The sequence below is a fragment of the Gemella haemolysans ATCC 10379 genome (assembly GCF_000173915.1).
Taxonomy (GTDB): domain Bacteria; phylum Bacillota; class Bacilli; order Staphylococcales; family Gemellaceae; genus Gemella; species Gemella haemolysans.
Map to the genome: position 1 here is coordinate 409,162 of NZ_ACDZ02000014.1, position 25,678 is coordinate 434,839.

At 31.7% G+C, this 25,678-nt stretch carries 14 protein-coding genes and 2 tRNA genes; all 16 read left to right on the forward strand.

Annotated features, from left to right (window positions below):
• The first annotated feature begins 28 nt into the window (after positions 1 to 28).
• Entirely contained in the window at positions 29 to 775 is a 747-nt protein-coding gene (locus GEMHA0001_RS07540; protein ID WP_003145343.1) for an NAD-dependent protein deacylase, read from the forward strand.
• Positions 776 to 2,536, forward strand: a complete 1,761-nt coding sequence (locus GEMHA0001_RS07545; protein WP_003145241.1) for an ABC transporter ATP-binding protein — start codon at positions 776 to 778, stop codon at positions 2,534 to 2,536.
• Positions 2,523 to 4,262 (forward strand): ABC transporter ATP-binding protein, encoded by a 1,740-nt coding sequence (locus GEMHA0001_RS07550; RefSeq protein WP_003145094.1) that lies wholly within the window; start codon positions 2,523 to 2,525, stop codon positions 4,260 to 4,262. Before GEMHA0001_RS07545 ends, GEMHA0001_RS07550 begins: the two co-directional genes overlap by 14 nt.
• A 255-nt stretch (positions 4,263 to 4,517) precedes the next feature.
• Positions 4,518 to 11,123, forward strand: coding sequence for a ZmpA/ZmpB/ZmpC family metallo-endopeptidase (locus tag GEMHA0001_RS07555; protein ID WP_040464465.1), 6,606 nt, complete (start codon positions 4,518 to 4,520; stop codon positions 11,121 to 11,123).
• A 164-nt stretch (positions 11,124 to 11,287) separates the two neighbouring features.
• Positions 11,288 to 12,043: a copper homeostasis protein CutC gene (locus GEMHA0001_RS07560; RefSeq protein WP_003145139.1), complete on the forward strand. Its 756-nt coding sequence runs from the start codon at positions 11,288 to 11,290 to the stop codon at positions 12,041 to 12,043.
• A gap of 1 nt (position 12,044) precedes the next feature.
• Positions 12,045 to 12,428 (forward strand): SMU1112c/YaeR family gloxylase I-like metalloprotein, encoded by a 384-nt coding sequence (gene gloA2 / locus GEMHA0001_RS07565; RefSeq protein ID WP_003145263.1) that lies wholly within the window; start codon positions 12,045 to 12,047, stop codon positions 12,426 to 12,428.
• 139 nt (positions 12,429 to 12,567) lie between these two features.
• On the forward strand, positions 12,568 to 17,754 hold the full coding sequence (locus GEMHA0001_RS07570; protein ID WP_003144908.1) for a S8 family serine peptidase: 5,187 nt from the start codon (positions 12,568 to 12,570) through the stop codon (positions 17,752 to 17,754).
• Between the two features lie 125 nt (positions 17,755 to 17,879).
• Positions 17,880 to 17,955: transfer RNA gene (locus GEMHA0001_RS07575), tRNA-His, on the forward strand.
• Between the two features lie 20 nt (positions 17,956 to 17,975).
• Positions 17,976 to 18,049: transfer RNA gene (locus tag GEMHA0001_RS07580), tRNA-Cys, on the forward strand.
• 240 nt (positions 18,050 to 18,289) lie between these two features.
• Positions 18,290 to 19,177 (forward strand): phosphate/phosphite/phosphonate ABC transporter substrate-binding protein, encoded by an 888-nt coding sequence (locus GEMHA0001_RS07585; protein WP_003144878.1) that lies wholly within the window; start codon positions 18,290 to 18,292, stop codon positions 19,175 to 19,177.
• 133 nt (positions 19,178 to 19,310) lie between these two features.
• A complete protein-coding gene (gene ruvA / locus GEMHA0001_RS07590) occupies positions 19,311 to 19,892 on the forward strand; it encodes a Holliday junction branch migration protein RuvA (RefSeq protein WP_003145153.1) in 582 nt (193 codons plus the stop codon).
• Positions 19,893 to 19,911: 19 nt separating this feature from the next.
• Positions 19,912 to 20,913, forward strand: coding sequence for a Holliday junction branch migration DNA helicase RuvB (ruvB, locus tag GEMHA0001_RS07595; RefSeq protein ID WP_003145378.1), 1,002 nt, complete (start codon positions 19,912 to 19,914; stop codon positions 20,911 to 20,913).
• 175 nt (positions 20,914 to 21,088) lie between these two features.
• The gene (locus GEMHA0001_RS07600; RefSeq protein ID WP_003145678.1) at positions 21,089 to 21,853 is read left to right on the forward strand and encodes an epoxyqueuosine reductase QueH; all 765 of its coding nucleotides are present in this window, start codon (positions 21,089 to 21,091) and stop codon (positions 21,851 to 21,853) included.
• A 333-nt stretch (positions 21,854 to 22,186) separates the two neighbouring features.
• A complete protein-coding gene (locus GEMHA0001_RS07605; RefSeq protein WP_003145399.1) occupies positions 22,187 to 22,450 on the forward strand; it encodes a phosphocarrier protein HPr in 264 nt (87 codons plus the stop codon).
• A gap of 1 nt (position 22,451) precedes the next feature.
• On the forward strand, positions 22,452 to 24,164 hold the full coding sequence (gene ptsP, locus GEMHA0001_RS07610) for a phosphoenolpyruvate--protein phosphotransferase (RefSeq protein ID WP_003145081.1): 1,713 nt from the start codon (positions 22,452 to 22,454) through the stop codon (positions 24,162 to 24,164).
• A gap of 480 nt (positions 24,165 to 24,644) precedes the next feature.
• On the forward strand, positions 24,645 to 25,667 hold the full coding sequence (pheS, locus tag GEMHA0001_RS07615; protein ID WP_003145108.1) for a phenylalanine--tRNA ligase subunit alpha: 1,023 nt from the start codon (positions 24,645 to 24,647) through the stop codon (positions 25,665 to 25,667).
• Positions 25,668 to 25,678: the final 11 nt, after the last annotated feature.

The window sequence follows — 25,678 nt, forward strand, 5'->3', positions numbered from 1 at the left end:
TATAATATTTTATAAGGAGGCAAGTATTATGAATAATATAGATAAACTAAAAGAAATAATAGAATTAAATGATAATATTGTCTTTTTTGGTGGAGCGGGTGTTTCTACTGAATCTGATATACCAGATTTTAGAAGTGCAAATGGAGTGTTTAGTGTAAAACTAAATCGCCATTTTACACCTGAACAACTCGTCTCTAGAACTATGTTTGTGAAGTATCCTGTAGATTTCTTTGATTTTTATAAGAAGCATTTGGTTTATCCTGATGCTAAACCAAATAGAGCTCATTTTTATTTAGCTGACTTGGAAAAACAAGGGAAACTTAAAGCGGTAATCACACAAAATATTGACACTTTACATGAACAAGCGGGTAGTAAAAATGTTCTTAAACTTCATGGAAGTATAGATGCAAATTATTGTACTAAGTGTAAAAGTTTTTACAATTTAGAAGATTTCTTAGCTAAAACTGAAGAAATACCGAGTTGTGATAAATGTAGTGGGGTAATAAAACCGTATGTTACTTTATATGAAGAAGAATTAGATATGACGGTATTTAACGCTGCGATTAACTTTATTGAAAGAGCAGATGTGCTGATTATCGGTGGAACTTCATTAAGTGTTTATCCAGCAGCAAATCTCTTACATTATTTTAGAGGAAAGTATTTAGTCGTTATTAATAAATCGTCTACTCCGCAGGATAGTACAGCTGACTTAGTAATTAATGGTAAAATCGGAGAAGTATTTTCAAAATTAGGAGAAAGGTTAGGTGATGTGTAGATGTATTTATTTAGAAAATTAGCTTGGTTTATGAAGCTAGAAAAAAAGCGTTATATTATTGGAATAATTGCCCTTATCTTAGTAAGTATTTTCAACTTAATCCCACCGAAAGTTATCGGAACTGTTATTGATAAAATTGAGGCTGGAAATTTAACTAATGGAGAGTTATTCTTAAATGTTGGTTATCTTGTATTAGCTGCCCTTGCGATGTACGCACTTCGTTATGTCTGGCGTGTGTATATTTTTGGAGCGGCATATAACTTAGGAAGAATCTTAAGGTCAAGATTATTTGAACACTTTACTAAGATGTCTCCATCGTTCTTCCAAAAATACCGTACAGGTGACTTAATGGCTCATGCAACGAATGATATAAACTCAGTAGCAATGGTTGCTGGTGGAGGAGTAATGTCAGCTGTTGATGCGAGTATTACAGCTTTAGTGACATTATTTACGATGATATTTTTAATTGATTTCAAGTTAACTCTAATAGCAATTATTCCTTTACCATTTTTAGCATATGCTACTAATTATATTGGGGATAAAAACTATGAGAGTTTTGAAGCAGCTCAAGAATCTTTTTCAGATTTAAATAACAAGGTTCAAGAAAGTGCCTCTGGGATAAAGGTTACAAAATCATTTGGTTATGGTAATGATGAAATTAAGAGTTTTAGAGAAGTTAATAACAAAGTATTTGGTAAGAATGTTATAGCTGCTAAGTATAACTCATTATTTAATCCAATGGTTCTTATCTTCGTTGGGTTATCTTATACACTTACTCTTGTCTTTGGTGGTATTTTTATCTCAAATGGTGATTTAACTGTTGGAGAGTTAGTTACTTTTGTGACTTATCTTGATATGTTAGTATGGCCGCTTCAAGCCATTGGTTGGTTATACAATATATCGCAACGTGGTGAAGTATCTTATAAACGTATTGAGAGTTTATTAGCGGAAGCTAATGAGGTAAATACTAACTTAGATAGTAATATTAAAGCTGAAAATGGTAGACTTGAATATAATATCAACAACTTCGAATTTGAAGAAGGTAAGAGTGTTCTAAGAGATATTAAGTTCGCTATTGAAAAAGGTCAAACACTGGGTATTGTAGGTGTTACTGGAGCTGGTAAAACTACATTATTAAGGTTATTATTAAGAGAGTTTAATATTAAATCTGGTAATATCATGCTTAACAATAGAGACATTGCTGAATATAGTATTAACGACCTTAGAAAACTTATCGGATATGTACCACAAGATCAAGTACTATTTGCTATGTCGATTAAAGAGAATATTCGTTTTGCAAATCCTTTAATTGATGATAAACAAGTAGAAGAAATTACAAAAATTTGTGGTCTATATGATGATATTATGGCTATGCCTGAGAAGTTTGATACGATTGTTGGTGAAAAAGGTGTTAGTCTTTCAGGTGGTCAAAAACAACGTTTAGCAATGAGTCGTGCTTTGATTATTAATCCTGAAATTTTAATTCTTGATGATTCTTTATCTGCAGTTGATGCTAAGACTGAACATATTATTTTAGAGAACTTAAAAGAACAACGTAGTGGTCAAACTAATATCATTACTGCACATAGACTTTCTGCAGTAGTAGAAGCTGATTTAATAATTGTTTTAGGTGATAACACGATTATTGAAAAAGGAACTCATGACGAACTTATCGCCAATAATGGTTGGTATAAAGAGACATATGAAAGTCAACAAATGGAAGAAAGCTTGAAAGGAGGAAATGAAGATGTCGAAAAGTAAGACGTTTTTTAGATTAATGCGCTATATGTTGCGCTATAAAGGATTATCGATATTGGCACTATTATTTATATTAATGACTTCGATAGTCGCAACAGCAATTCCTCTTTTAGCTCAATACTATATTGATCATTATATTACAAAAAATATTGCTAAAGCTGGATTATATATTTTAATAATTTATTTTGGATTGTTTATCCTAAGAGTTGTGTTTACATTTTTAGGAGAGTATTACTTCGCAAAGGTGGCTCACAGTATAGTTAGAGATCTACGTAATGATAGTTTTGCTAACTTACAAAAATTAGGGATGTCGTACTTCGATAAGACTCCTGTAGGTTCTGTTGTATCAAGATTAACTAATGATACACAGGCTGTTGCGGATATGTTTGGAACAATTTTTTCAAGTTTCCTAAATACGATTCTTATGTTTGTAGTAACACTTTCTGCGATGATTGCTTTAAGTTGGCAGTTAACAATCTACATGATACTATTTATTCCTGTAATGGTTGGTTCGGTATACTTATACCAGAAACTTTCTAGTAGATTAGTAGAAATTTCTCGTGCTAAAATTAGTGAAATGAATACTAAATTATCTGAATCTATAGAGGGTATGAAGATTATCCAAGCGTTTAATCAGGAACAGCGCCTAATTGATGAATTTGGAGAGGTTAATAATGAACATCTTCGTTATTACACTAAATCATTAAAGGTTGATAGTTTATTATTAAGACCAGCTATGGCTTTATTTAAAGTATTAGCATATGGTGTTATCGTAATGTATTTTGGTTTAAGTTTTGAAAGTGCTGGTTTTACAGCTGGGATAATCTATGCGTTTATTCAATATACGAATCAGCTGTTTAATCCATTAATTGAACTTATGCAAAACTTCTCAATTCTTCAAACTTCGATAATTTCTGCAGGACGTGTTTTCACACTAATAGACAATGAAGAATATGAGCCAGAGCAAAAAGATAGTGATCATAAAATTTCACGTGGAGATATCGAGTTCAAAAATGTTAGTTTCTCTTATGATGGTAAACGCGATGTTCTTAAAAATATATCGTTTAGTGTTAAAAATGGAGAGAGTATAGCGTTTGTAGGAGCTACTGGATCTGGTAAATCTTCTATAATGAACCTATTCTTAAGATTTTATGATTATGATAGAGGAGAAATCTTAATTGATGGAGTTAATATTAAAGATTATAGTTCTAAAGAATTAAGAAACAGTGTTGGATTAGTACTTCAAGATCCATTCTTATATCACGGAACAGTAGAGTCTAATATTAAAATGTATAATGAAAGTTTAACAAGAGAAGATGTTATTGAAGCGGCGAAGTTTGTTGATGCACATAACTTTATCGATAAATTAGAAGATAAGTATTATAGCTTAGTTACAGAAAGAGGTTCAACTTTCTCATCTGGAGAAAGACAACTTCTTACATTTGCAAGAACTATAGCAAGTAAACCGAAGATTCTTATTCTTGATGAAGCTACTGCAAATATCGACTCTGAAACGGAAGAGTTGATTCAACATTCTCTTGAAAAAATGAGAAAAGGTAGAACGACAATAGCAATTGCTCATAGGTTATCTACGATTCAAGATTCTAACTGTATTTACGTGTTAGATAAAGGTGAAATTATTGAATCTGGAACACACGATGAGTTAATAGCGTTAAAAGGTAATTATTACAAAATGTACCAACTTCAAGCAGGTATGTTAAATAAATAGAATTTAAACTAGAAGTGAATAAAGTAGCTTCTAGTTTTTTTACAGAAAAAATAAATTTATATATAGTGTTAGTTAACATAAATTTAAAGTATTAATCATTGTGTGTAATTTTTTATATTAAAAATAAATACTAATAAATCAAAGTATAAAACTTATATCTGTTTTCTTGCATTTAGTATAGAAAAAGTTTACAATTAATGTATTAATTATAAATAAAATTAATCTTAGTATCATATATGAAAGAAGGATATAAAGTTGAGAAAATATTTAGAGGAAAAATATAATAAGTTTTCGTTAAGAAAATTGACTGTTGGAGTTTGCTCGATGACGATAGGATCTTTTTTCTTAGTGTCGACTGTTCAACCTGAAGATTATGTAGTGAAGGCAGCAGATAATGCTATTGTTCACTATAAATATGTAGGAGAAGACAATCTTACTGATAAAGAAAAGGAATTAATAAAAAAAGAAGTACCAAGTGTTGTAAGTAGCAAAGAAGAGACTTATTACTTAGTATTCAAACCGACAAAAACAACACAACTAAACAAATTACCAAATACCGGTTTAAATTATGGAGTAGGAAGTATGCTTCTAGGCGGTATGCTTGGTCTAGTAGTAGTCGTTGTAGCAAAAGGTAAAAATAAATCACGTAAAATACTATCAATCCTTTTAGTAACGAGTCTAGGTGCAACTACTCTAGAGTTACCTGCGAGAGCAATGGAGGACTTACAGTTATCAGTCTACAATATGGATTATAACTTAAAAGTTGGAGATAAGTTGCCAGAAATTTCTTCAATTCCTGGATATAGTTTTGTTGGATTTATTAAAAATGAAGCTGAAACTAAAAAAGAAAATGAAGAAGTTAAAGAACAAATAACTTCACAACAACATAATAAAAAACAACCGGAATTAAAAGAAAATACAGATGAAAATGTAATAGAAAATAAACAAGAAAATAAAACAACACTAAAAATTTCAGATAAAAAAGAAGATAAGAAAGTAATAGAAAATATTAATAAAAAAGATGAGAAAAAAGTACAGGGTGTGAATACTGTAAATCCACAAGATGAGGTGTTAGCAGGAAAACTTACTAAACCTGAATTACTATACTCAGATAAAATCATAGAAACACCATTAAAATATAATCAGATTATAGAAAGTAACGATCAGTTGCCTGAAGGAACAACAAGAATTAAACAACAAGGAAAAGAAGGTAAGAAAACTGAAGTTATAAGGATGTTTACCGTAGAGGGGAAAGAAGTTTCTAGAGAGTTAATTTCTACAAAAACAGAGGAACCTGTTTCAGAAATAATTGAAAAAGGAACAAAAAAAGCTGTAAGTAATGTTATTACTAAGGGTCAAAAACTTGTAAAACCTGCAGTAGAAGTTAAACCAGAGTATACAGGAGTACAAGCCGGAGCGATAGTAGAACCAGTAAAAGCAGAAGTACCGAAGGAGTACACAGGAGTACAAGCCGGAGCGATAGTAGAACCAGCAAAAGTAGAAACACCGAAGGAGTACACAGGAGTACAAGCTGGGGCGATAGTAGAACCAGCAAAAGCAGAAGTATCGAAGGAATACACAGGAGTGCAAGCTGGTACGATAGTAGAACCAGCAAAAGCAGAAGTACCGAAGGAGTACACAGGAGTACAGGCTGGGGCAATAGTAGAACCAGAAAAAGTGGAGCCTCAATATGGTGGAGTTACTTCTGGAGCGTTGGTAAAACCAGAAAAGATAGAAGCACCGAAGGAGTACACAGGAGTGCAAGCTGGTGCAGTAGTAGAACCAGCAAAAGCAGAAGCACCGAAGGAATACAGAGGAGTACAGGCAGGAGCGATTGTCGAACCGGAAAAAATCGAGTCACCAAAAGAGTACACAGGAGTGCAAGCTGGTGCAGTAGTAGAACCAGCAAAAGCAGAAGTACCGAAGGAATACAGAGGAGTACAGGCTGGAGCGATTGTCGAACCGGAAAAAATCGAGTCACCAAAAGAGTACACAGGAGAACAATCTGGAGCGATAGTGGAACCAGAGAAGGTAGAAACAACTAAGGAATACACAGGAATACAAGCAGGGGCACTAGTCGAGCCAGAGAAGGTAGAAGCACCTAAGGAATATACTGGAGTACAAGCCGGTGCAATAGTAGAACCAGAAAAAGTAGAACCGCCTAAGGAGTACACAGGAGTGCAAGCCGGAGCGATAGTAGAACCAGAAAAAGTAGAAGCACCGAAGGAGTATACTGGAAAAATTGAGCCACTGAAAACAGAAAATCCAAAACCTACTGTAGAAAATAACAATACAGCAGAAATAAATAATGTTCCAAAAAATGCCAGTGCCCTACTTAGAATGAATTTTGTTAAAGGTAATCAAGTATTGTCTGGAACGGGTTCAGCTACATTTATAGCGCCTAATGTATTGTTGACAGTAGCGCACAATTTCATTAATAATTCTGCAGACAACAGTACGGGTGAATTTATAGGAGATAAGTCTAAAAATACATATGAATGGCAAACACCTGATGGACAAAAAGGTTCATTTACTTCAGAGGATATTCACTTTTATAATAAAAAAGACTATCCAAAAGGATTTATCTATGATTTGGCTGTTATTACCTTACCTCAATCTACAAGAAGACAACATGCGAACTTAGTAGAAAATTACTCGAAAGTAAATGTTAATGATAAGTTAAATGTTTATGGTTATCCTAGAGGAGAGTATGCGCACTTAAAAGATACAACTGTTGAAATAGAACAAAAATACGCGAATAATACTTATGGTGTTCAGTACCAAGGTGGAAAAGCTGGTATGAGTGGTGGAGGAATCTTTAACTCTAAAGGAGAAGTGATTGGACTACACCAAAATGGAGCTGAGAACCGATCAGGGGGATTAATACTATCTCCAACACAATTAGATTGGATTAGAAGTATTATAAAAGGTAAAGAGATTACACCTAACTATGATGCTTTAGAACGTCATAAAGATGAGAAAAAAGACGATATTAAAGAAGAAAAGCAAGTTGATAAAAAACTAGAACTTAGAAATATTTCTAATGTAGAATTGTATACTTTAGAAAATAATAAGTATCGACATGTATCTTCACTTTCGAGTGTTCCAACTAATCCAGAAGCTTACTTTATGAAAGTAAAATCGGAGAATTTTAAAGATGTTATGTTACCAGTTAAGAGTATTGAGAGTGCTAGAAAAGATAATCAAGATGTATACAAAATTGTAGGACAAGCTAATGATTTGATTCAACATGAAAACAATATTACTTTAGAAAATTATACTTACTACCTACCTAAGACAGTAAATAGTGAAAATGGAGTTTATACATCATTTAAAAATCTAGTAGATGCTATGAATATTAATCCATATGGTACGTTCCGTTTAGGGGCGACTATGGATGCTCGTGAAGTAGAACTTTCAGATGGTCAAGAAAGCTATATTAATAAAGAGTTTAGTGGTAAATTAATAGGTGAAAACAAAGGTAAGTATTATGCTATATATAACTTGAAAAAACCATTGTTTAAAGCTTTAAGTCATGCTACTATTCAAGATCTTTCAATAAAAGAAGCAAATGTTTCTTCGAAAGAAGATGCTGCAACAATTGCGAAAGAAGCGAAAAATGATACTACAATTGCTAATGTTCATTCATCTGGTGTAATTGCTGGTGAACGTAGCATAGGTGGTTTAATTTCACAAGTAACTGACTCTACAATATCTAATAGTAGTTTTACTGGAAGAATAACTAATACTTATGATACAACGGCTACTTATCAAATAGGTGGTTTAGTTGGTAAACTTTCAGGTGTTGGTGCTTTAATAGAAAAATCAATTTCATCTATCGATATGGCTACGAATGCTAATACAGGAGATCAGGTTGTTGGTGGTGTAGCAGGGGTTGTTGATAAAAAAGCAACAATCAGAAATAGTTATGTTGAAGGAAATCTTAATAATGTTAAGCCTTTTGGTAAAGTTGGTGGAGTTGTAGGTAATCTTTGGGATAGGGAAACTTCAGAGGTAAGTAACTCGGGTAACCTTACAAACGTCTTAAGTGATGTTAATGTAACGAATGGTAATGCTATTGCTGGTTATGATTTTAATGGTATAAAAGCAACTAACACTTATAGTAATAAAAATAATAAGGTGGTAAAAGTAGTTCAAGTAGATGACGAAGTACTTAGTAAAGATTCAGAAGAACAAAGAGGAACGGTATTAGAAAATAATATAGTTCTTGAGAAGAAAATTGAACTTGTTCCTAAGAAAAATACTAAGATAGAAGACTTTAATTTCTCTTCTAGATATGAAACAGATTATAAAAACTTAAAAGATGCTGATGTTTCTAGATTAAGAGTATATAAAAATATTGAAAAATTGTTACCATTCTATAATAGAGAAACAATTGTTAAATATGGTAATTTAGTAGATGCTAATAATACTTTATATACTAAGGATCTTGTGTCTGTAGTTCCGATGAAAGACAAAGAAGTAATTTCTGATATTAATAAAAATAAAACTAGCATTAATAAGTTGTTACTTCACTATTCAGATAATACTTCTCAAACATTAGATATAAAATATCTACAAGATTTCTCTAAAGTAGCAGAATATGAAATAGCTAATACAAAACTAATATACACACCTAATACATTATTACATAGTTATAATAATATTGTAAAAGCTGTTTTAAATGATTTGAAATCTGTTCAATATGATTCAGATGCTGTTAGAAAAGTATTAGATATTTCTAGTAATATAAAATTAACAGAATTATATTTAGATGAACAATTTACGAAAACAAAAGCAAACATTGAAGATAGTTTATCAAAACTTCTATCGGCAGATGCGGTAATAGCTGAAAATAGTAATTCAATAATAGATAATTATGTAATAGAAAAAATTAAGAATAATAAAGAAGCGCTACTTCTAGGTTTAACATATCTAGAACGTTGGTATAATTTTAAATATGATAATACGAGTGCAAAAGATTTAGTATTATATCATTTAGATTTCTTTGGTAAATCTAATAGCTCTGCATTAGATAATGTTATTGAGCTAGGTAAATCTGGATTTAACAATTTATTAGCTAAAAATAATGTAATTACATATAATGTATTATTATCTAAAAATTATGGAACTGAAGGTTTATTTAAAGCATTAGAAGGTTATAGGAAAGTATTCCTACCAAATGTTTCTAATAACGACTGGTTTAAAACACAATCTAAAGCATATATTGTTGAGGAAAAATCTACAATTCCTGAAGTTAGTTCTAAACAATCAAAACAAGGAACAGAACATTCGATAGGTGTTTATGATAGATTAACTAGTCCTTCATGGAAATATCAAAGTATGGTCTTACCGTTATTAACTTTACCAGAAGAAAAAATGATATTTATGATTGCGAATATTTCAACTATAGGATTTGGTGCTTATGATAGATATAGAAGTTCTGAATATCCTAAGGGAGACAAATTAAATAGATTTGTTGAAGAGAATGCACAAGCAGCGGCTAAACGCTTTAGAGATCATTATGATTATTGGTATAAAATTCTAGATAAAGAAAATAAAGAAAAATTATTTAGAAGTGTCCTAGTTTATGATGCATTCAGATTTGGTAATGATACAAATAAAGAGACACAAGAAGCGAATTTTGAAACTAATAATCCGGTTATAAAAAACTTCTTTGGACCTGCTGGAAATAATGTTGTTCATAATAAACATGGTGCATATGCAACAGGTGATGCATTCTACTATATGGCTTATCGTATGCTGGATAAATCTGGTGCAGTAACATATACTCATGAAATGACACATAACTCTGATAGAGAAATCTATCTTGGAGGATATGGAAGAAGAAGCGGATTAGGGCCTGAGTTTTATGCAAAAGGATTACTACAAGCTCCTGACCATTCATATGATCCAACAATAACAATTAACTCTGTGTTGAAATATGATGATTCAGAAAATTCAACAAGACTTCAAATAGCGGATCCAACTCAAAGATTTACTAATGTAGAAGACTTACATAATTATATGCATAATATGTTTGATTTAATATATACGCTTGAAATATTAGAAGGTCGTGCTGTAGCTAAATTAGATTATAATGAGAAAAATGATCTATTAAGAAAAATTGAGAATATATATAAGAAAGATCCAGATGGTAATTCTGTTTATGCAACAAATGCTGTTCGTAGATTAACTTCTGATGAAATTAAAAATTTAACTTCATTCGATAAATTAATTGAAAATGATGTTATTACAAGAAGAGGATATATAGACCAAGGTGAGTATGAAAGAAATGGATACCACACAATTAATCTATTCTCACCAATTTATTCTGCTTTAAGTAGTAAAATAGGAACTCCGGGTGACTTAATGGGACGCCGTATGGCATTTGAACTATTAGCAGCTAAAGGTTATAAAGAAGGTATGGTACCTTACATTTCTAATCAATATGAAAAAGAAGCAAAAGATAGAGGAAGTAAGATAAGATCTTATGGTAAAGAAATAGGCTTAGTTACTGATGACTTAGTGCTTGAGAAAGTATTTAATAAAAAATATGGTTCTTGGGTTGAATTCAAGAAGGATATGTATAAAGAAAGAGTAGAACAATTCAGTAAATTAAATAGAGTTAGCTTCTTTGATCCTAATGGCCCATGGGGACGACAAAAAAATGTAACAGTTAATAATATAAGTGTACTTGAGAAAATGATTGAAACAGCAGTTAGAGAAGATGCTGAAGATTTCACAGCACAAGTATACCCTGATACAAATAGTAGAGTTCTTAAACTGAAAAAAGCAATATTTAAAGCTTATCTAGATCAAACTAAAGATTTTAGAACATCTATATTTGGTGGAAAATAATATAATCTACAATGTAGACATAAATAAGGATATGTGAGTATAGTTCGCATATCCTTATTTACTATAAATTATTGATGAAAATAAATTTTTACTAGAGTATAAGTTATATGAGTTATTCTGAACTATGTTATAATTAAGCTATAGATATTAAAGGAGATTTTGAGATGATTAAAATAGAAGTATGTGCTAATAGTGTACAAGATTGTTTAGTAGCACAAAATGAAGGTGCAGATAGAATAGAATTAATTAGTGCTAGTTATCTAGGTGGTTTAACACCGACATTGACAGTGTTAGATATGGCAATTGAAAGTGGAGTCGAGATACCTATAATGACGATGGTAAGACCTAGGGGAGGTGGTTTTTGCTATTCGGAATTAGAAAAAGAACAGATGTTTAGAGAAGCTAGGGAACTGCTAGAACACGGCGCAAAAGGAATAGTATTTGGATTTTTGAATGAAAGTAGAAGAATTAACTGGGAAGATACTGAGAAAATGATAAACTTATGTAAAAGTTTTGAAGCGGAAAGTGTCTTTCATAGAGCGTTTGATTGCTCAGATGAACCAGAATATAATATTCAACGCTTGATTGAATTAGGTTGTACAAGAGTATTAACTAGTGGACTGGGTGCAAATGTTAATAAAGGTGTAGAACTTTTGAAACAGCTTCAAGAAAAGTTTGGGGATAAAATTGAGATTCTTGCTGGTGCGGGTGTAACTACAGAGAATATTGAATATATTATTAAAGAAACCGGAGTTACTCAAGTTCATGGAACATTTAAAAAATACGGAGTTGATCCAACGACAACTGGAGTGGATGTGACTTATAGATATACAGACAAAGGAGACTATGAAGAAGTGAATCCTAAGGAGTTAGCTTTGGCGATAAACATAGTAAAAAAATTAAATAAGGAAATGTATTAAAATGTTTAAAAATGTACATCACATAGCGATTATAGGAACAGATTATATTAAAACAAAGGAGTTTTACGTAGATAAGTTGGGTTTTAGTATTATTAGTGAACATAATCGACCAGAGAAGAATGATATTATTATAAATGTAAAACAAGGAAATCTAGTATTAGAAATTTTTATTAAAAAAGATGCTCCATTGAGACCTAAGATGCCAAGCCCAGAATACAGTGGATTAAGACATTTAGCTTTTAAAGTAGATGATGTAGAAGCGGTTCTGAAAAAATTTGATGAATTAGATATTCCTCATGGAGAATTAAGATACGATGATTTCGATAATAGGAAAATGGCATTTTTCTTTGATCCAGATGGATTACCTTTAGAAATACATGAATAAAAATAAAGAAGAAACTTAGGGTACTAAGTTTCTTCTTTATTTTTTTATAATTAAACAGAAAAATCTATTGATTTTACAGATAATATATGTTTAAATAGAGAAATATAATTAAAATATACTTAAAAAAAGGAGAGAAATAATGCAATTTGGAAAAAAAGCCGCTGTATCATTTGTAACAGCTACATTACTACTAACTAATCTACATGTAATGAATTTTAATAATTTAGAGAAGAATTGGGTATATGCTGAAGAAAATGGAAAGGCTGATGCTGTATCTAATACTTCTGCACATACTTTTAAAGATGAGGATAAAGTTAAAATTATTGTTTCTTTAAAAGAGGACAAAGTAGATCCTAATTCATTGAAAACTGAAGAAGGAAGAAAAGAACGTGAAAAAAGTACTAAAGAACCACGTGAAAGAGCACTAAAAGAAATTAAAGATAAAGGTGTTGATTACAAAGTATTATTTGAATATGACACACTTTTAAATGGATTTTCTTTAGAAACTTCTTATGCTGATGCTAAAAAAATTCAGGCGATGGACTTTGTAAACAGTGTTGAAGTGAGTGTTGATTATGAAGTTCCTGAAACTACTACAAAGAATGATGAAGATGATACTGCTTTAAAAAATACAGTTATCGATAGTAATAGAATTATTGGTGTTCAAGGTCTTTGGGATAAAGGGTATAAAGGACAAGGAAGAGTAGTAGCAGTTATTGATTCAGGTTTAGATCCTAATCATGATATATTACATCTAACTGATGCTAGTAAAGCTAAATATAAAAATAAAGCTGAACTAGAATCTGTAAGAGAAAAAGCTGGAATTGATTATGGAAAATGGTATAGTGATAAACTGATTTATGCATTTAACTACTACGACTGGGATAATAACTTAAAAGAGAAAAAAGATAAATCACACGGTATGCACGTTGTCGGAACTTCAGTTGGTAATCCAACGAAAAAAGCACCGAATAATGAGTATGTTGCGGGTGTTGCTCCAGAATCACAATTAATCTTTATGCGAGTTTTCTCGGATAAACAAGGTGGAGCGAAAACTAGTACATTTTTATATGTTAAAGCTATAGAAGATGCTGTTAAATTAGGGGCTGATTCTATTAATATGAGTTTAGGTGCTACTGCAGGTGCAGTAACAGAAGTTGGTCAAGGTACTATCGATGCGATTGCGCTTGCTAAAAAGGCTGGGGTCAATGTTGTAGTCGCAGCAGGTAATGACAATGTATTTGGAAATGGTCAAAGTAAACCAAATGCATCTAATCCAGACTACGGATTAATCGGAACACCATCTGTAACTCCTGATTCAATAGCTGTAGCGGCTATAAACAATAGTGTCATGAATACTGAAGTAATGACTGTTGTTGGATTAGAAGGAAATGAAGAATGGGATAATGGTGAAGCTACAATCAGACCATTTGCTAAAAGATTTAATCCGAAAACTGAGTACTCATACTTTAATGCTGGCTATGGTTTAGAAAATGATTTTAAAAACCAAGATGTAAAAGGTAAAATTGCAGTAATGATGCGTGGAGGTGGAAATACTTTCGCGGATAAAGTAGCAGCTGCTAAAAAAGCAGGAGCTGCTGGTGCTGTTTTATATAATACAAAAGAAGGTGGAGAAGAGTTACTTAATGTTGCATTAAATAATTATGACAGTGATTTTCCTGTAGTGTTCGTTGGATATAAATTCGGTAATTTATTAGCAACTTATCCAGATTATTATAAATTAAAATTTACTGGACATTTCAGTAAGAGACCTCACCCACAAGCAAATCAACTTGCTGATTTTACGAGTTGGGGAGTAACTGGAGACGGACTATTCAAGCCTGATGTTACAGCACCAGGTGGTGATGTTTATTCATCATTCAATAATGGAACGTATGGATTAGATAGTGGTACAAGTATGGCTTCACCACACGTAGCAGGAGCTGTATCATTAATGAAACAAGTATTCCAGGAAAGGTATCCTGACCTTCAAGGTGAAGAATTACAGAAATTAATAAAACATCTATTAATGAGTACTGCGGTTCCAAACTATAATAATGAAACAAAAGCATTTACGTCACCTAGACAACAAGGAGCTGGAGTTATTGATGTCTCTAAAGCGGCATTTGGTGATTTATATGTGACTGGTGACAATGATTATGGAAGTATCTCTTTAGGTAATGTCCAAGATACATTTAAGTTTAATGTAGTATTACATAACTTATCAGATCAACCTAAAGAACTTGTTTACAAGTCTTATTTAAATACTGATGGTGTAGAAAATGGACAAATAACACTAAAACCAAGACAATTATCAGAAAGTAATGGAGGAGAGACTGTAGTAGTTCCTGCTAAAGGTGAAAAATCTGTTACGATTACTGTTGATGCTACACAATTTAGAAATGAATTAGAAGGACAAATGCCAAATGGTTATTATCTTGAAGGATTTGTAAGATTCTTTGATCCTAAAGATACGAATACAGCAGTTGCTGGAATTCCATACGTTGGTTTTAAAGGTGAGTTCCAAAATCTTCCAGTAGTTGAAAAACCAATATATGAATTTAAAGGAAATGAAAAACCATTCTATTACTATAAACCTAATACAACAGAGCGCGATGATAAAAATAACTTTACTTCATTAGTTACTGTTGATGTAAATGGTGAAGAAAAGAACATTAAAGTTTTAGGAGAGTACAATGATCCTAAGACTAAGTCTAATTATTTTGGTAAATTGGCATTTTCTCCAAATGGTGATAGACAACATGATGAGGTTGGATTTAAAGCAACATTCTTAAGAAACTATGAGAATCTTAAATTATCAGTTTATGCCAAAGACGATGTTGAACGTAAAAATCCATTATATGAAAATGGTAATGTTTCTGGTAAAAAGAACTTCTTCCATAACAAGTCTACTAATAAAAAAGCCGTGTTAGTTACTGAAACAAACTGGAAGGGACAAGATAAAAATGGAAATCCATTGCCAGATGGTGAATATCAATATGTAGTTAGTTATAGCCCTGTAGCAACAGGTGCGAAGATGCAAGAAACAGCATTTAACATTACACTTGATAGAGTTGCACCGCAAATTGTTGGTACAGGCGGAGTTTATGACGAAAAAACTAGAACATTTAAACCGTATGCAGTTAAAGAAAACGGAAGTGGAGTACTTTATAAGAAATTAAGTTATAAAGTCACTAAAAAAGGTAAAGATGGAAAAACAGTAGAAAATGAAGTTGTTGTTGAACCAAATATAGATGGTACATTTACTCTTCCAGAAAAAGTATCTCTTGATAAATTTACTTATGAAGTAGGTGACTTTGCAGGAAATAAAGATAGTGTTGGAATTTCAAAAGTTCAAAATACTGAAAAAGGTACTGTAGAGGTTAAGACTACAGCTAAAGATGGAACAGGAGATTATTCTACTAACGTAAGATATGCTATAAAAAATGAAAAAGGTGAGTTAGTTGGAGAAGACTTCACGAAGAATGGGAAGAACCTAACAGCTCTACCATATGGTAAATATACTGTACAAGTAGTTCTTACTGATGAAGCTCTTAAATTAACTAGTCCTAAAGAAGTAGCTTTTGAGATTACTAAAGATGATTCAACTAAAACAGTAGAATTTACATTTGAAGAGCAAAAGAGAAACACGACAATAATTAAATTTGATAAAGTTATACCTGCTGGAGCAAAAGTATTTGTTACAAATGAACAAGGTGAAAAAACAGAATTATCAAGAAGTTTATATAGTGAAAAAGAATTCCAAAAACGCTTAAACAATGGTAAATATATTGTTGAAGTAGTATTACCTGAAGGATATAGATCTTCTGAAAATAACTTTGAACTTGTAGTAGGGAACGGACGTAATATAAAAGAACTACAATTGAGTGTAGCTCAAAAAGTAGCTAGCGTTACAACTGCAGAAGGTGTAACTACTCCAGCAACTGTTGAGTTTGGAGAAGCTAAACTTTATAATGATTATAAACTTGTAGTTAGTGATGTTGAAAAAACTAGTAAAGAAAAAATAATTAAACAGTTAACTGACAGTAAGATTGATTTAACTAAATATGATGTTGTATTTTATGATATCCATTTAGAAGATAGAAATAATAAAACAGTAGAAGTTGATGGAACTAGAAAAGTTACTCTATCATTAGATAAAATGCCAGCGAAATTTGGTCATGAGAAAAAAGATGGAACAATTGAGCCAGTAAACGGTGCAGTAGTTGACGGTAAATTTGTCTTCACAGTAGATGGATTTAGTAATTTTGTGGCTCTTATAGAGAAAAATGCACCTAAAGAAGAGGTTAAGGTAGATAAGAGTCAATTAAAATTAGCTTCTGATAATTTCAAAGTTACAACTGATAGTGATAAGTATGAATATGCGTCATTAGATGCTAAAGAGGCATACAACAAAGCAATTAATAAAGCTAAACAACTGTTAGAAGATGAACACGTAACACAAGAAGAAGTAAATAAAGCTGTTGAGGAGTTAAATGTAGCTATATCTAAACTTACTGGTGTTAAACCAAAAGATGCAAAAGGTGAACCTGAGCAAGCTGATGCACCTAAAGAATACACAGGAGTGCAAGCTGGTGCAGTAGTAGAACCAGAGAAGGCAGAAGCACCTAAAGAATACACAGGAGTACAAGCTGGAGCAGTGGTAGAACCAGAAAAAGCGGAAGGTCCTAAAGAATACACAGGAGTGCAAGCTGGAACAGTGGTAGAGCCAGAGAAAGCGGAAGGTCCTAAAGAGTATACAGGAGTACAAGCTGGAGCAGTGGTAGGGCCAGAGAAAGTAGAAGCTCCAAAAAAATATACTGGTAAAGTTGAGCAACCAAAAGCAGAAGCATCAAGTGTAGATAAAAAAGAACTTGCGTCTGAGGTTGAGAAAAATGGAGACCTAACATCACAAGATAGCTTTAAAGATGCAGATGAAGTAGTTAAGAAAGAATATAAAGAAGCTCTTAAAGTGGCTAATTTAGTACTATCTAATGCAAATGCAAAACAAGATGAAGTAAACAATGCATTAGAAAATCTTAAAAAAGCATCAGAAAAAGTAAGTAAAGGAAAATCTAAATTATCAACATTACTTGGCGATGTATTTAAAAAAGATAAGGATAAAGATAAAGCAAGTGTTGGATTAGCAGATGTAGCCAAAGATCAAGGAATGGTAGCAAACAATTCTCAAGTAAATCTTGGAACTGTAGGAAAATCAAATTCTCTATTAGCTAAGACAGGAACATTAGCTTTACCTACAACTTTTGTAGGACTTGCATTAATTTGTTTAGTATACGTACTAAGAAAAAGAAAAAATACTAAATAATATATTACAAAATAATTCTCTTTAACAATTGTGTTAAAGGGAATTATTTCTTTGTTTGAAAATTATTAAAAAAGTTCTTGACATAATTTGATGAAAAATGTATAATAAATATTGTTCTTGATATGGCGGCTGTGGCGAAGTGGTTAACGCATCGGATTGTGGTTCCGACATTCGGGGGTTCGATTCCCCTCAGCCGCCCCATTAAAAATTTAATATCTTTAGGCGGCTTAGCCAAGTGGTAAGGCACGGGTCTGCAAAACCTTGATCACCGGTTCAAATCCGGTAGCCGCCTCCAAATTTTACTCATCTTTTTATAAGGTGTTTTTTTTATACCTAAGTTACGGTTTATATTTTGTTATTCTTCCATTATTATGAAAATGTTCAAACATTTATTAGTAATAACCGAACATTATTTTAGTAATGTGAAAATTTCTCGTTAAAAATTGTTATTATTTCTTTTTAAAAGCTAGATATATTTTTTTTTTGTGTTAAAATTATATAAAATTTATTTAAAAAAAATCGAGGAGGAAATAATATGAAGAAAATATTATTGGCGTTATTTAGTTTTATTTTTGTCTTCTCTATCGTAGGATGTACTACAAAGACTGAAACGAAAAAAGAAGAAAAAGTTATTAAAATGGGATTTGTTCCTCTGAAAAATAGTGAAAAACTTGTTGAAGATCTTAAACCAATCTCTGATTATCTTTCTGAAAGATTAGGGGTAAAAGTAGAAGCTTTTACAGCTAGTAACTATATTGGTGTAGTTGAGGGATTAGGTAGTGGAAGTGTTGATTTTGGTATCATTCCACCATTTTCATCTTTACTTGCTCAAAAACAAAGTAGTGCAAAACCTATACTAACTTCTAAAGGTAAAACAGGTAAACCTGGATACACTGCTGAATTATATGTAAGAAAAGATTCAGGTATTAAATCACTTCAAGATGTTAAAGGTAAAAAAGTAGCATTTGTAGATCCATCATCTTCATCAGGGTATATTTATCCAGGTGCTATGTTAGTTGAAGCTGGTCTTAATTTAGATAAAGATATCAGTTATCAATTTAGTGGTGGACATGATAAGAGTTTACAATTACTTCTTAACAAAGATGTTGATGTAATTGCGACATTCGATGGAGTAGAAGATAGATATGCTAAAGACTTCCCACAGGCAAAAACTGATATTCAAAAATTAGCAACTAGTGATATGATTCCTGGTATTATGGTTACAACTTCTAGCAAAATGGATAAAGAGTTACAGGATAAATTAGAAAAAGCTCTTCGTGATGTTGAAAATGATCCAAAAATGAAAGAATTATTCACAAAGATGTTTAGTATCACTGGATTTACTGATGTGGATCAAGATGCTTATAAAAAAGTAGAAGCAACTGCAAAAGTTATGAATGTTGATTTAGATAAAGTAAAATAGAAATATGAACTTGGTACATAATGTACCAAGTTTTTTTATCTATGAAGCAAGTAAATATTTTGATTAAATAAAACACTTGAGATTTTTTACGATTAATTTTATAATTAAATAATCAATCAGGAGTGTGAATGTAATGTACGCATATATTAAAGGAAAAATTTCGGAAATTAATCCGACAAATATCGTTGTTGATAACAATGGAATAGGCTATGAAATAGTTGTTGCTAATCCGTACGAATATCAATTGAATGAAGAAAAAACTGTTTTTATTAGCCAACAAGTAAGGGAAGATTCTAATATACTTTATGGATTTTCTAATAAAGATCAGAAAAAAGTATTTTTACTATTATTAAAAGTAAAAGGTGTAGGACCTAAGAGTGCTTTAGCTATACTAGCTGGAGGTACTAGTGAAGAAATTATTGGAGCTATCGAGAATCAAGATGTGACATATTTAACGAAGTTTCCGGGAATTGGGAAAAAATCTGCTCAACAGATTATCCTTGATTTACAAGGTAAAGTTGATTTTAGTATGACTAATATTAGTAGTGCTCCAACTGCTGTAAATAATTATCTAAGTGATGCAATATTAGCATTGGAAGCTCTAGGATATAGCAAAAAAGAACTTGCAAAAATCGAGAAAAAATTATCAGCATTCGACTTCTCTGGTGTTGATGAATATGTAAAACAAGGATTAAAATTATTAATGAGTGCATAATTGATGAAAGGAAGAAATTATGGAAGATAGAATGGTATCTGCAAGTCAAAATTTTGGTGAAGAGCGAGAAGAACAGTCTTTAAGACCGAAGTTTCTTAGTCAATATATAGGACAAGAACAGATAAAAAGTAATTTGAAAATATTTATAGAGGCTGCAAAACTTCGTGGCGAGGTTCTAGATCATTGCTTACTATATGGTCCTCCTGGATTAGGTAAGACAACACTCGCGACAATTATTGCCAATGAGATGGAAGTGGGAATAAAATATACTTCGGGGCCTGCGATAGAAAAATCTGGAGATTTAGCTGCTATATTAACTAGTCTTGAACCAGGTGATGTTCTTTTTATCGATGAAATTCACAGAATAAGTAGATCTATTGAAGAGATACTATATTCTGCGATGGAAGATTTTTATCTTGATATTGTAATTGGTAAAGGTGAAGAATCGCGTAGTATTAGGATTGAACTACCACCATTCACATTGGTTGGTGCAACTACGAGAGCTGGAGCTTTAACTGCACCACTTCGAGATAGGTTTGGTGTACATTGTCGTCTGGAATTTTATACTATTTCTGAATTGCAAAACATTATAGAAAGAACATCTGATATTTTTGAATGTGATATTGATGAACAGAGTTCGTATGAAATTGCGATGAGATCTCGTGGAACACCTCGAATAGCGAATAGGCTTCTTAAACGTGTAAGAGACTTCGCTCAAGTAAAAAATGATGGTGTTATAGCTAAGGAATTAGCTGTTGAATCGTTGGATCTACTACAAGTAGATGCGAAAGGTCTTGATAATATCGACTATAAAATACTTGAATGTTTGATTAAGCGTTATGAAGGTCGTGCTGTAGGTCTTGAAACAATTGCTGTGACTATAGGTGAAGAAAGTATCACTATAGAAGATGTATATGAGCCATATCTTGTAAAAGAAGGATTTATAGAACGTACGCCTAGAGGACGTCGTGCTACATCTAAAGCATATCAGCATTTAGGAATAGCGTATAAAGTTGAATAATTAATAAATAATGGGTTTCGTTAAGTTTGAAATGTCAAAATTTCATATTTCGGAACCTATTTTTAGTAGTTATTGATAATGTCTTTTAATTAGAAATGATATTAATTGTAAAATAAATTAAAGTATATTAAACTTGTGTAGTAAATATTAGAAATATTAGAAGGATTAAATTTGTATGATTGATAGTAAACAATTTATAAATACAAGACACAAAAATCAAAAAATTAATTATGATAACGTACTAAAAGAACTTATAAAAGAATGGGAGAAGACTAATTTTCGTCCAAAAATTCTTATTCACTCTTGTTGTGCTCCTTGTAGTACATATGTATTAGAATATTTATCTGAGATTAGTGATATTACAATATTTTTCTCAAATTCTAACATACATCCGAAAGAAGAATATATTAAACGTATGTTAGTGCAAAAAGATTTTGTAGAAGAGTTTAATAAAAGAAATGATAAAAAGATTAAATTCTTAGCTGATGAGTACGCACCAAGCAAATTTATCAGTGCTGTAAAAGGACATGAAGAGGATAGAGAAGGAGGAGATAGATGTCATATTTGTTATGAAATGCGTTTAGACTCTTCTGCCCAAAAGGCTGAGGAACTAGGTTATGACTATTTTGCCTCTGCTTTGACACTTAGTCCTAAAAAAAATGCTACTGTAATAAATGAAGCTGGATATGTTCTTCAGGAACAAGTTTCAATATATTATCTACCATCTGATTTTAAAAAGAATAATGGTTATAAAAGATCTGTAGAAATGTGTAATGACTATAATATATATAGACAATGTTACTGTGGATGTGTATTTGCAGCTAAAGATCAAGGTATTGATTTTAAAGAAGTAAATAAAAAAGCTCGAGACTTCAATAGAAATCATGAGGATTATGAGAAATTTAAATCATTAATTAAACTTGGTGGAGAATTGATTTAATTTTCATAAATAGGTTTACAATATAGAAATTAAAACATAATAATTTTAAAATTAATTAATGTAAATAATATAAAAAAGTATCGTTATTTTTCCTTGTGATCGATACTTTTTTTATTTTTATGTTTTGAAGTTAATTATTACTGAAAAAAATGTTTTCATGATTTTTTCAGAATTTGAGTAGTAAATGCTTACTGTATAGATAAGAAACGGTTTTCTTTGTTGTAGAATAAGCACTATTCTTATTATGGAATAAGTATAAAATACTTGTAAATATTGCTTTCATGTGTTATTATTTGAATGTAAATATTTTTTTAAATAAAAGGAGACATGACTATGTTACAAAAAGAATTTAAAGTTATCGATGAAACAGGAATCCACGCTAGACCAGCTACTTTATTAGTACAAGCTGCATCAAAATTCCAATCAAACATTGAATTAGAATTCAACGGACGTAAAGTTAACTTAAAATCAATTATGGGTGTTATGAGTCTTGGAGTTGGAAAAGACGCTGATATCGTAATTTACGCTGATGGAGCTGACGAAGCAGAAGCATTAGCAGCATTAGAAGAAACAATGAAGAAAGAAGGATTAGCATAAAATGTTACAACTAAAAGGTATTGCAGCCTCTCAAGGGATATCTTTTGCTAAAGCATACATTTTTGTTGAACCAAACTTAACAGTTAAAGAAGTTAAAGTTCAAGATGTTGTTGCTGAGGTTAAACGTTTTGAAGATGCGATTGAAATTTCTAAAAAAGAATTAACAATTATTAAAGATAAAGCTCATGAAAATTTAGGTGCTGATAAAGCAGCTATTTTCGAAGCTCACTTATTAATTTTAGAAGACCCAGAATTTATGGGAACTGTTAAAACTGACATTCAATCAAAAGAAATTAACGCTGAATATGCATTAAAAGAAACTTCAGATATGTTTGTTTCAATGTTTGAATCAATGGATAATGACTACATGAAAGAACGTGCTGCTGATATTCGTGACGTTTCTAAACGTATTTTAGCTCACTTACTAGGTGTAGACTTACCAAACCCAAGCTTAATCGATGAAGAAGTTATCGTTATTGCAGAAGACTTAACTCCATCTGATACTGCACAACTTAACAAACAATATGTTAAAGGTTTTGCTACAAATATTGGGGGACGTACTTCTCACTCAGCTATCATGGCTAGATCATTAGAAATTCCTGCAGTAGTAGGAACTAGTACAATTACTGAAGAAGTTAAGAATGGAGATATTCTTATTCTTGATGGATTAGATGGTGTTGTATATGTAAATCCAGATGAAGCTACTACAGCTGAATTAAAAGAAAAACACGTTAAATTCGAAGAGCAAAAAGCTGAATGGGCTAAATTAGTTTCAGAAAAATCTGTTACTAAAGATGGTCATGAAGTAATTTTAGCTGCTAACATCGGTACACCAGCTGACTTAGAAGGTGTTAATAACAACGGTGGAGAAGCTGTAGGTTTATACCGTACAGAATTCTTGTACATGGGACGTGATCAACTACCAACTGAAGAAGAACAATTCGAAGCTTACAAAGCTGTATTAGAAGGAATGGGTGACAAACCTGTTGTAGTTCGTACTTTAGACATCGGTGGAGATAAAGAATTACCATACTTAGATTTACCAAAAGAAATGAATCCATTCTTAGGATTTAGAGCAATTCGTCTTTGCCTAGAAGAAAAAGACTTATTCAGAACTCAACTTAGAGCATTATTACGTGCATCAGTTTATGGTAAACTATGTGTAATGTTCCCAATGATCGCTACAGTTCAAGAATTTAGAGCTGCTAAAGCACTATTCTTAGAAGAAAAAGAAAAATTAGTAGCGGAAGGTGTTTCAGTAAGTAACGATATCGAATTAGGTATCATGGTTGAGATTCCATCAACTGCTGTTATCGCTGATATCTTTGCTAAAGAAGTGGACTTCTTCTCAATCGGTACTAACGACTTAGTTCAATACACTATGGCAGCAGACCGTATGAGTGAAAAAGTATCATACTTATACCAACCATATAACCCAGCAATCTTACGTCTTGTGAAAAATGTTATTGAAGCATCTCACAAAGAAGGTAAATGGACTGGAATGTGTGGAGAAATGGCTGGAGACAGCTTAGCTATTCCATTACTATTAGGTATGGGATTAGATGAGTTCTCTATGTCGGCTACTTCAATTCTTCAAGCACGTAGCCAAATCAAAAACTTATCATTAGATAAGATGAAAGAATTAGTTGATAAAGCTATTATGTGTTCAACAACTGAAGAAGTATTAGCATTAGTTGCAGAATATACTAAATAATTATTATAAGACTTTCGATGAAAATCGGAAGTCTTTTTTATACTAAGTAAAGTTTTCCAAATAATATAATTATAATTTTGTATAGTGAAAAATACAAAAACAGGAAGAAATTTATTATTCAAATAGCCATATCTGTTGACATTCGGGAACATTTGTATTATCATTTTAAGTATGAATTTTTCAAAAAACGATGATTAAGACGGTATATTGAATGTTTTTAACAGGGAGCAACTCCGTGACTGAGAGAGTTGTATGAACTGAGAATATATTTTCAGCTTATGAGTAATTGTATAAGTAGACTATGAGTACAATCGGGTGGTACCCGTTATCAACTATATTAAGGAAGCGATTATGCTTTAAAATACGGGTGGTACCACGATATATTCGTCCCTTGAGACTAAGTCTTGAGGGGCTTTTTATTTTGGATAAATAATAGAACTTATAGTAATGTCTTTATATTAAATTTTTAAGGAGGAACTTATGACTTTAGAGAATATAAGAAAAGAATATTTAGAATTAGTTAAAACAATTAAAGATGAAAAAGAACTTTATGACCTAAGAGTTAAATTTTTAGGGAAAAAAGGTGCACTAACGGAAGTTATGAAAGGTGCACGTGATTTATCGCCAGAAGAAAGACCAACTTTTGGGAAACTTGTTAACGAGGTTAAAACTTTTATTAATGATAGTTTAGAAGAGAGAAAAGCTGAATTAGCTAAGGCTGCATTAGAGTTGAAATTAGCTAGTGAGGACATTGATGTTACTCTACCTAGTAAAAAAGTTGAATTAGGTGGAATTAACCCATTAAATAAAATTATTGAAGAGATTGAAGAAATTTTTATTTCTATGGGATATTCAGTTGCTGAAGGACCTGAAGTAGAAACTGACAAGTTTAACTTTGAGATGTTAAACTTACCTAAAGATCACCCAGCTCGTGATATGCAAGATTCATTTTATATTACAAATGAATTATTAATGAGAACACAAACATCACCTGTTCAAGCACGTGAAATGTTAAAAGCTAATGGAGAAGGACCTATCAAGATTATTTGTCCTGGTAAAGTATTCCGTCGTGATAATGACGATGCTACTCACTCTCACCAATTTACTCAAATTGAAGGATTAGTAGTAGATAAAAACATCACATTTAGTGATTTAAAAGGTACTTTAGAGCACTTTATTAAAGCTGTATTCGGAGAAAATAAAAAAATCCGTCTACGTCCAAGCTTCTTCCCGTTCACTGAGCCTTCAGTAGAGGTTGATGTATCTTGGGGTAATGAAGATGATGAAGAAAACATTAAATGGCTTGAAATTTTAGGAGCTGGTATGGTTCACCCTAACGTTCTTAAAATGGCTGGTTTTGATCCAGAAGTATACTCTGGATTCGCTTTTGGTATGGGGCCAGAACGTGTTGCGATGTTAAAATATGGAATTAGCGATATTAGAAGTTTCTACACAAATGATGTAAGATTCTTAAAACAATTCAATAGTGATAGAAACGATTAATAGGAGGTAGT

What these genes read in the sequence shown, in the direction of transcription:
- GEMHA0001_RS07540 (WP_003145343.1), top strand. Translation starts at nt 29, where the DNA reads ATGAATAATATAGATAAACTAAAAGAAATAATAGAATTAAATGATAAT.
- GEMHA0001_RS07545 (WP_003145241.1), top strand. Translation starts at nt 776, where the DNA reads ATGTATTTATTTAGAAAATTAGCTTGGTTTATGAAGCTAGAAAAAAAG.
- GEMHA0001_RS07550 (WP_003145094.1), top strand. Translation starts at nt 2,523, where the DNA reads ATGTCGAAAAGTAAGACGTTTTTTAGATTAATGCGCTATATGTTGCGC.
- GEMHA0001_RS07560 (WP_003145139.1), top strand. Translation starts at nt 11,288, where the DNA reads ATGATTAAAATAGAAGTATGTGCTAATAGTGTACAAGATTGTTTAGTA.
- gloA2 (WP_003145263.1), top strand. Translation starts at nt 12,045, where the DNA reads ATGTTTAAAAATGTACATCACATAGCGATTATAGGAACAGATTATATT.
- GEMHA0001_RS07570 (WP_003144908.1), top strand. Translation starts at nt 12,568, where the DNA reads ATGCAATTTGGAAAAAAAGCCGCTGTATCATTTGTAACAGCTACATTA.
- GEMHA0001_RS07585 (WP_003144878.1), top strand. Translation starts at nt 18,290, where the DNA reads ATGAAGAAAATATTATTGGCGTTATTTAGTTTTATTTTTGTCTTCTCT.
- ruvA (WP_003145153.1), top strand. Translation starts at nt 19,311, where the DNA reads ATGTACGCATATATTAAAGGAAAAATTTCGGAAATTAATCCGACAAAT.
- ruvB (WP_003145378.1), top strand. Translation starts at nt 19,912, where the DNA reads ATGGAAGATAGAATGGTATCTGCAAGTCAAAATTTTGGTGAAGAGCGA.
- GEMHA0001_RS07600 (WP_003145678.1), top strand. Translation starts at nt 21,089, where the DNA reads ATGATTGATAGTAAACAATTTATAAATACAAGACACAAAAATCAAAAA.
- GEMHA0001_RS07605 (WP_003145399.1), top strand. Translation starts at nt 22,187, where the DNA reads ATGTTACAAAAAGAATTTAAAGTTATCGATGAAACAGGAATCCACGCT.
- ptsP (WP_003145081.1), top strand. Translation starts at nt 22,452, where the DNA reads ATGTTACAACTAAAAGGTATTGCAGCCTCTCAAGGGATATCTTTTGCT.
- pheS (WP_003145108.1), top strand. Translation starts at nt 24,645, where the DNA reads ATGACTTTAGAGAATATAAGAAAAGAATATTTAGAATTAGTTAAAACA.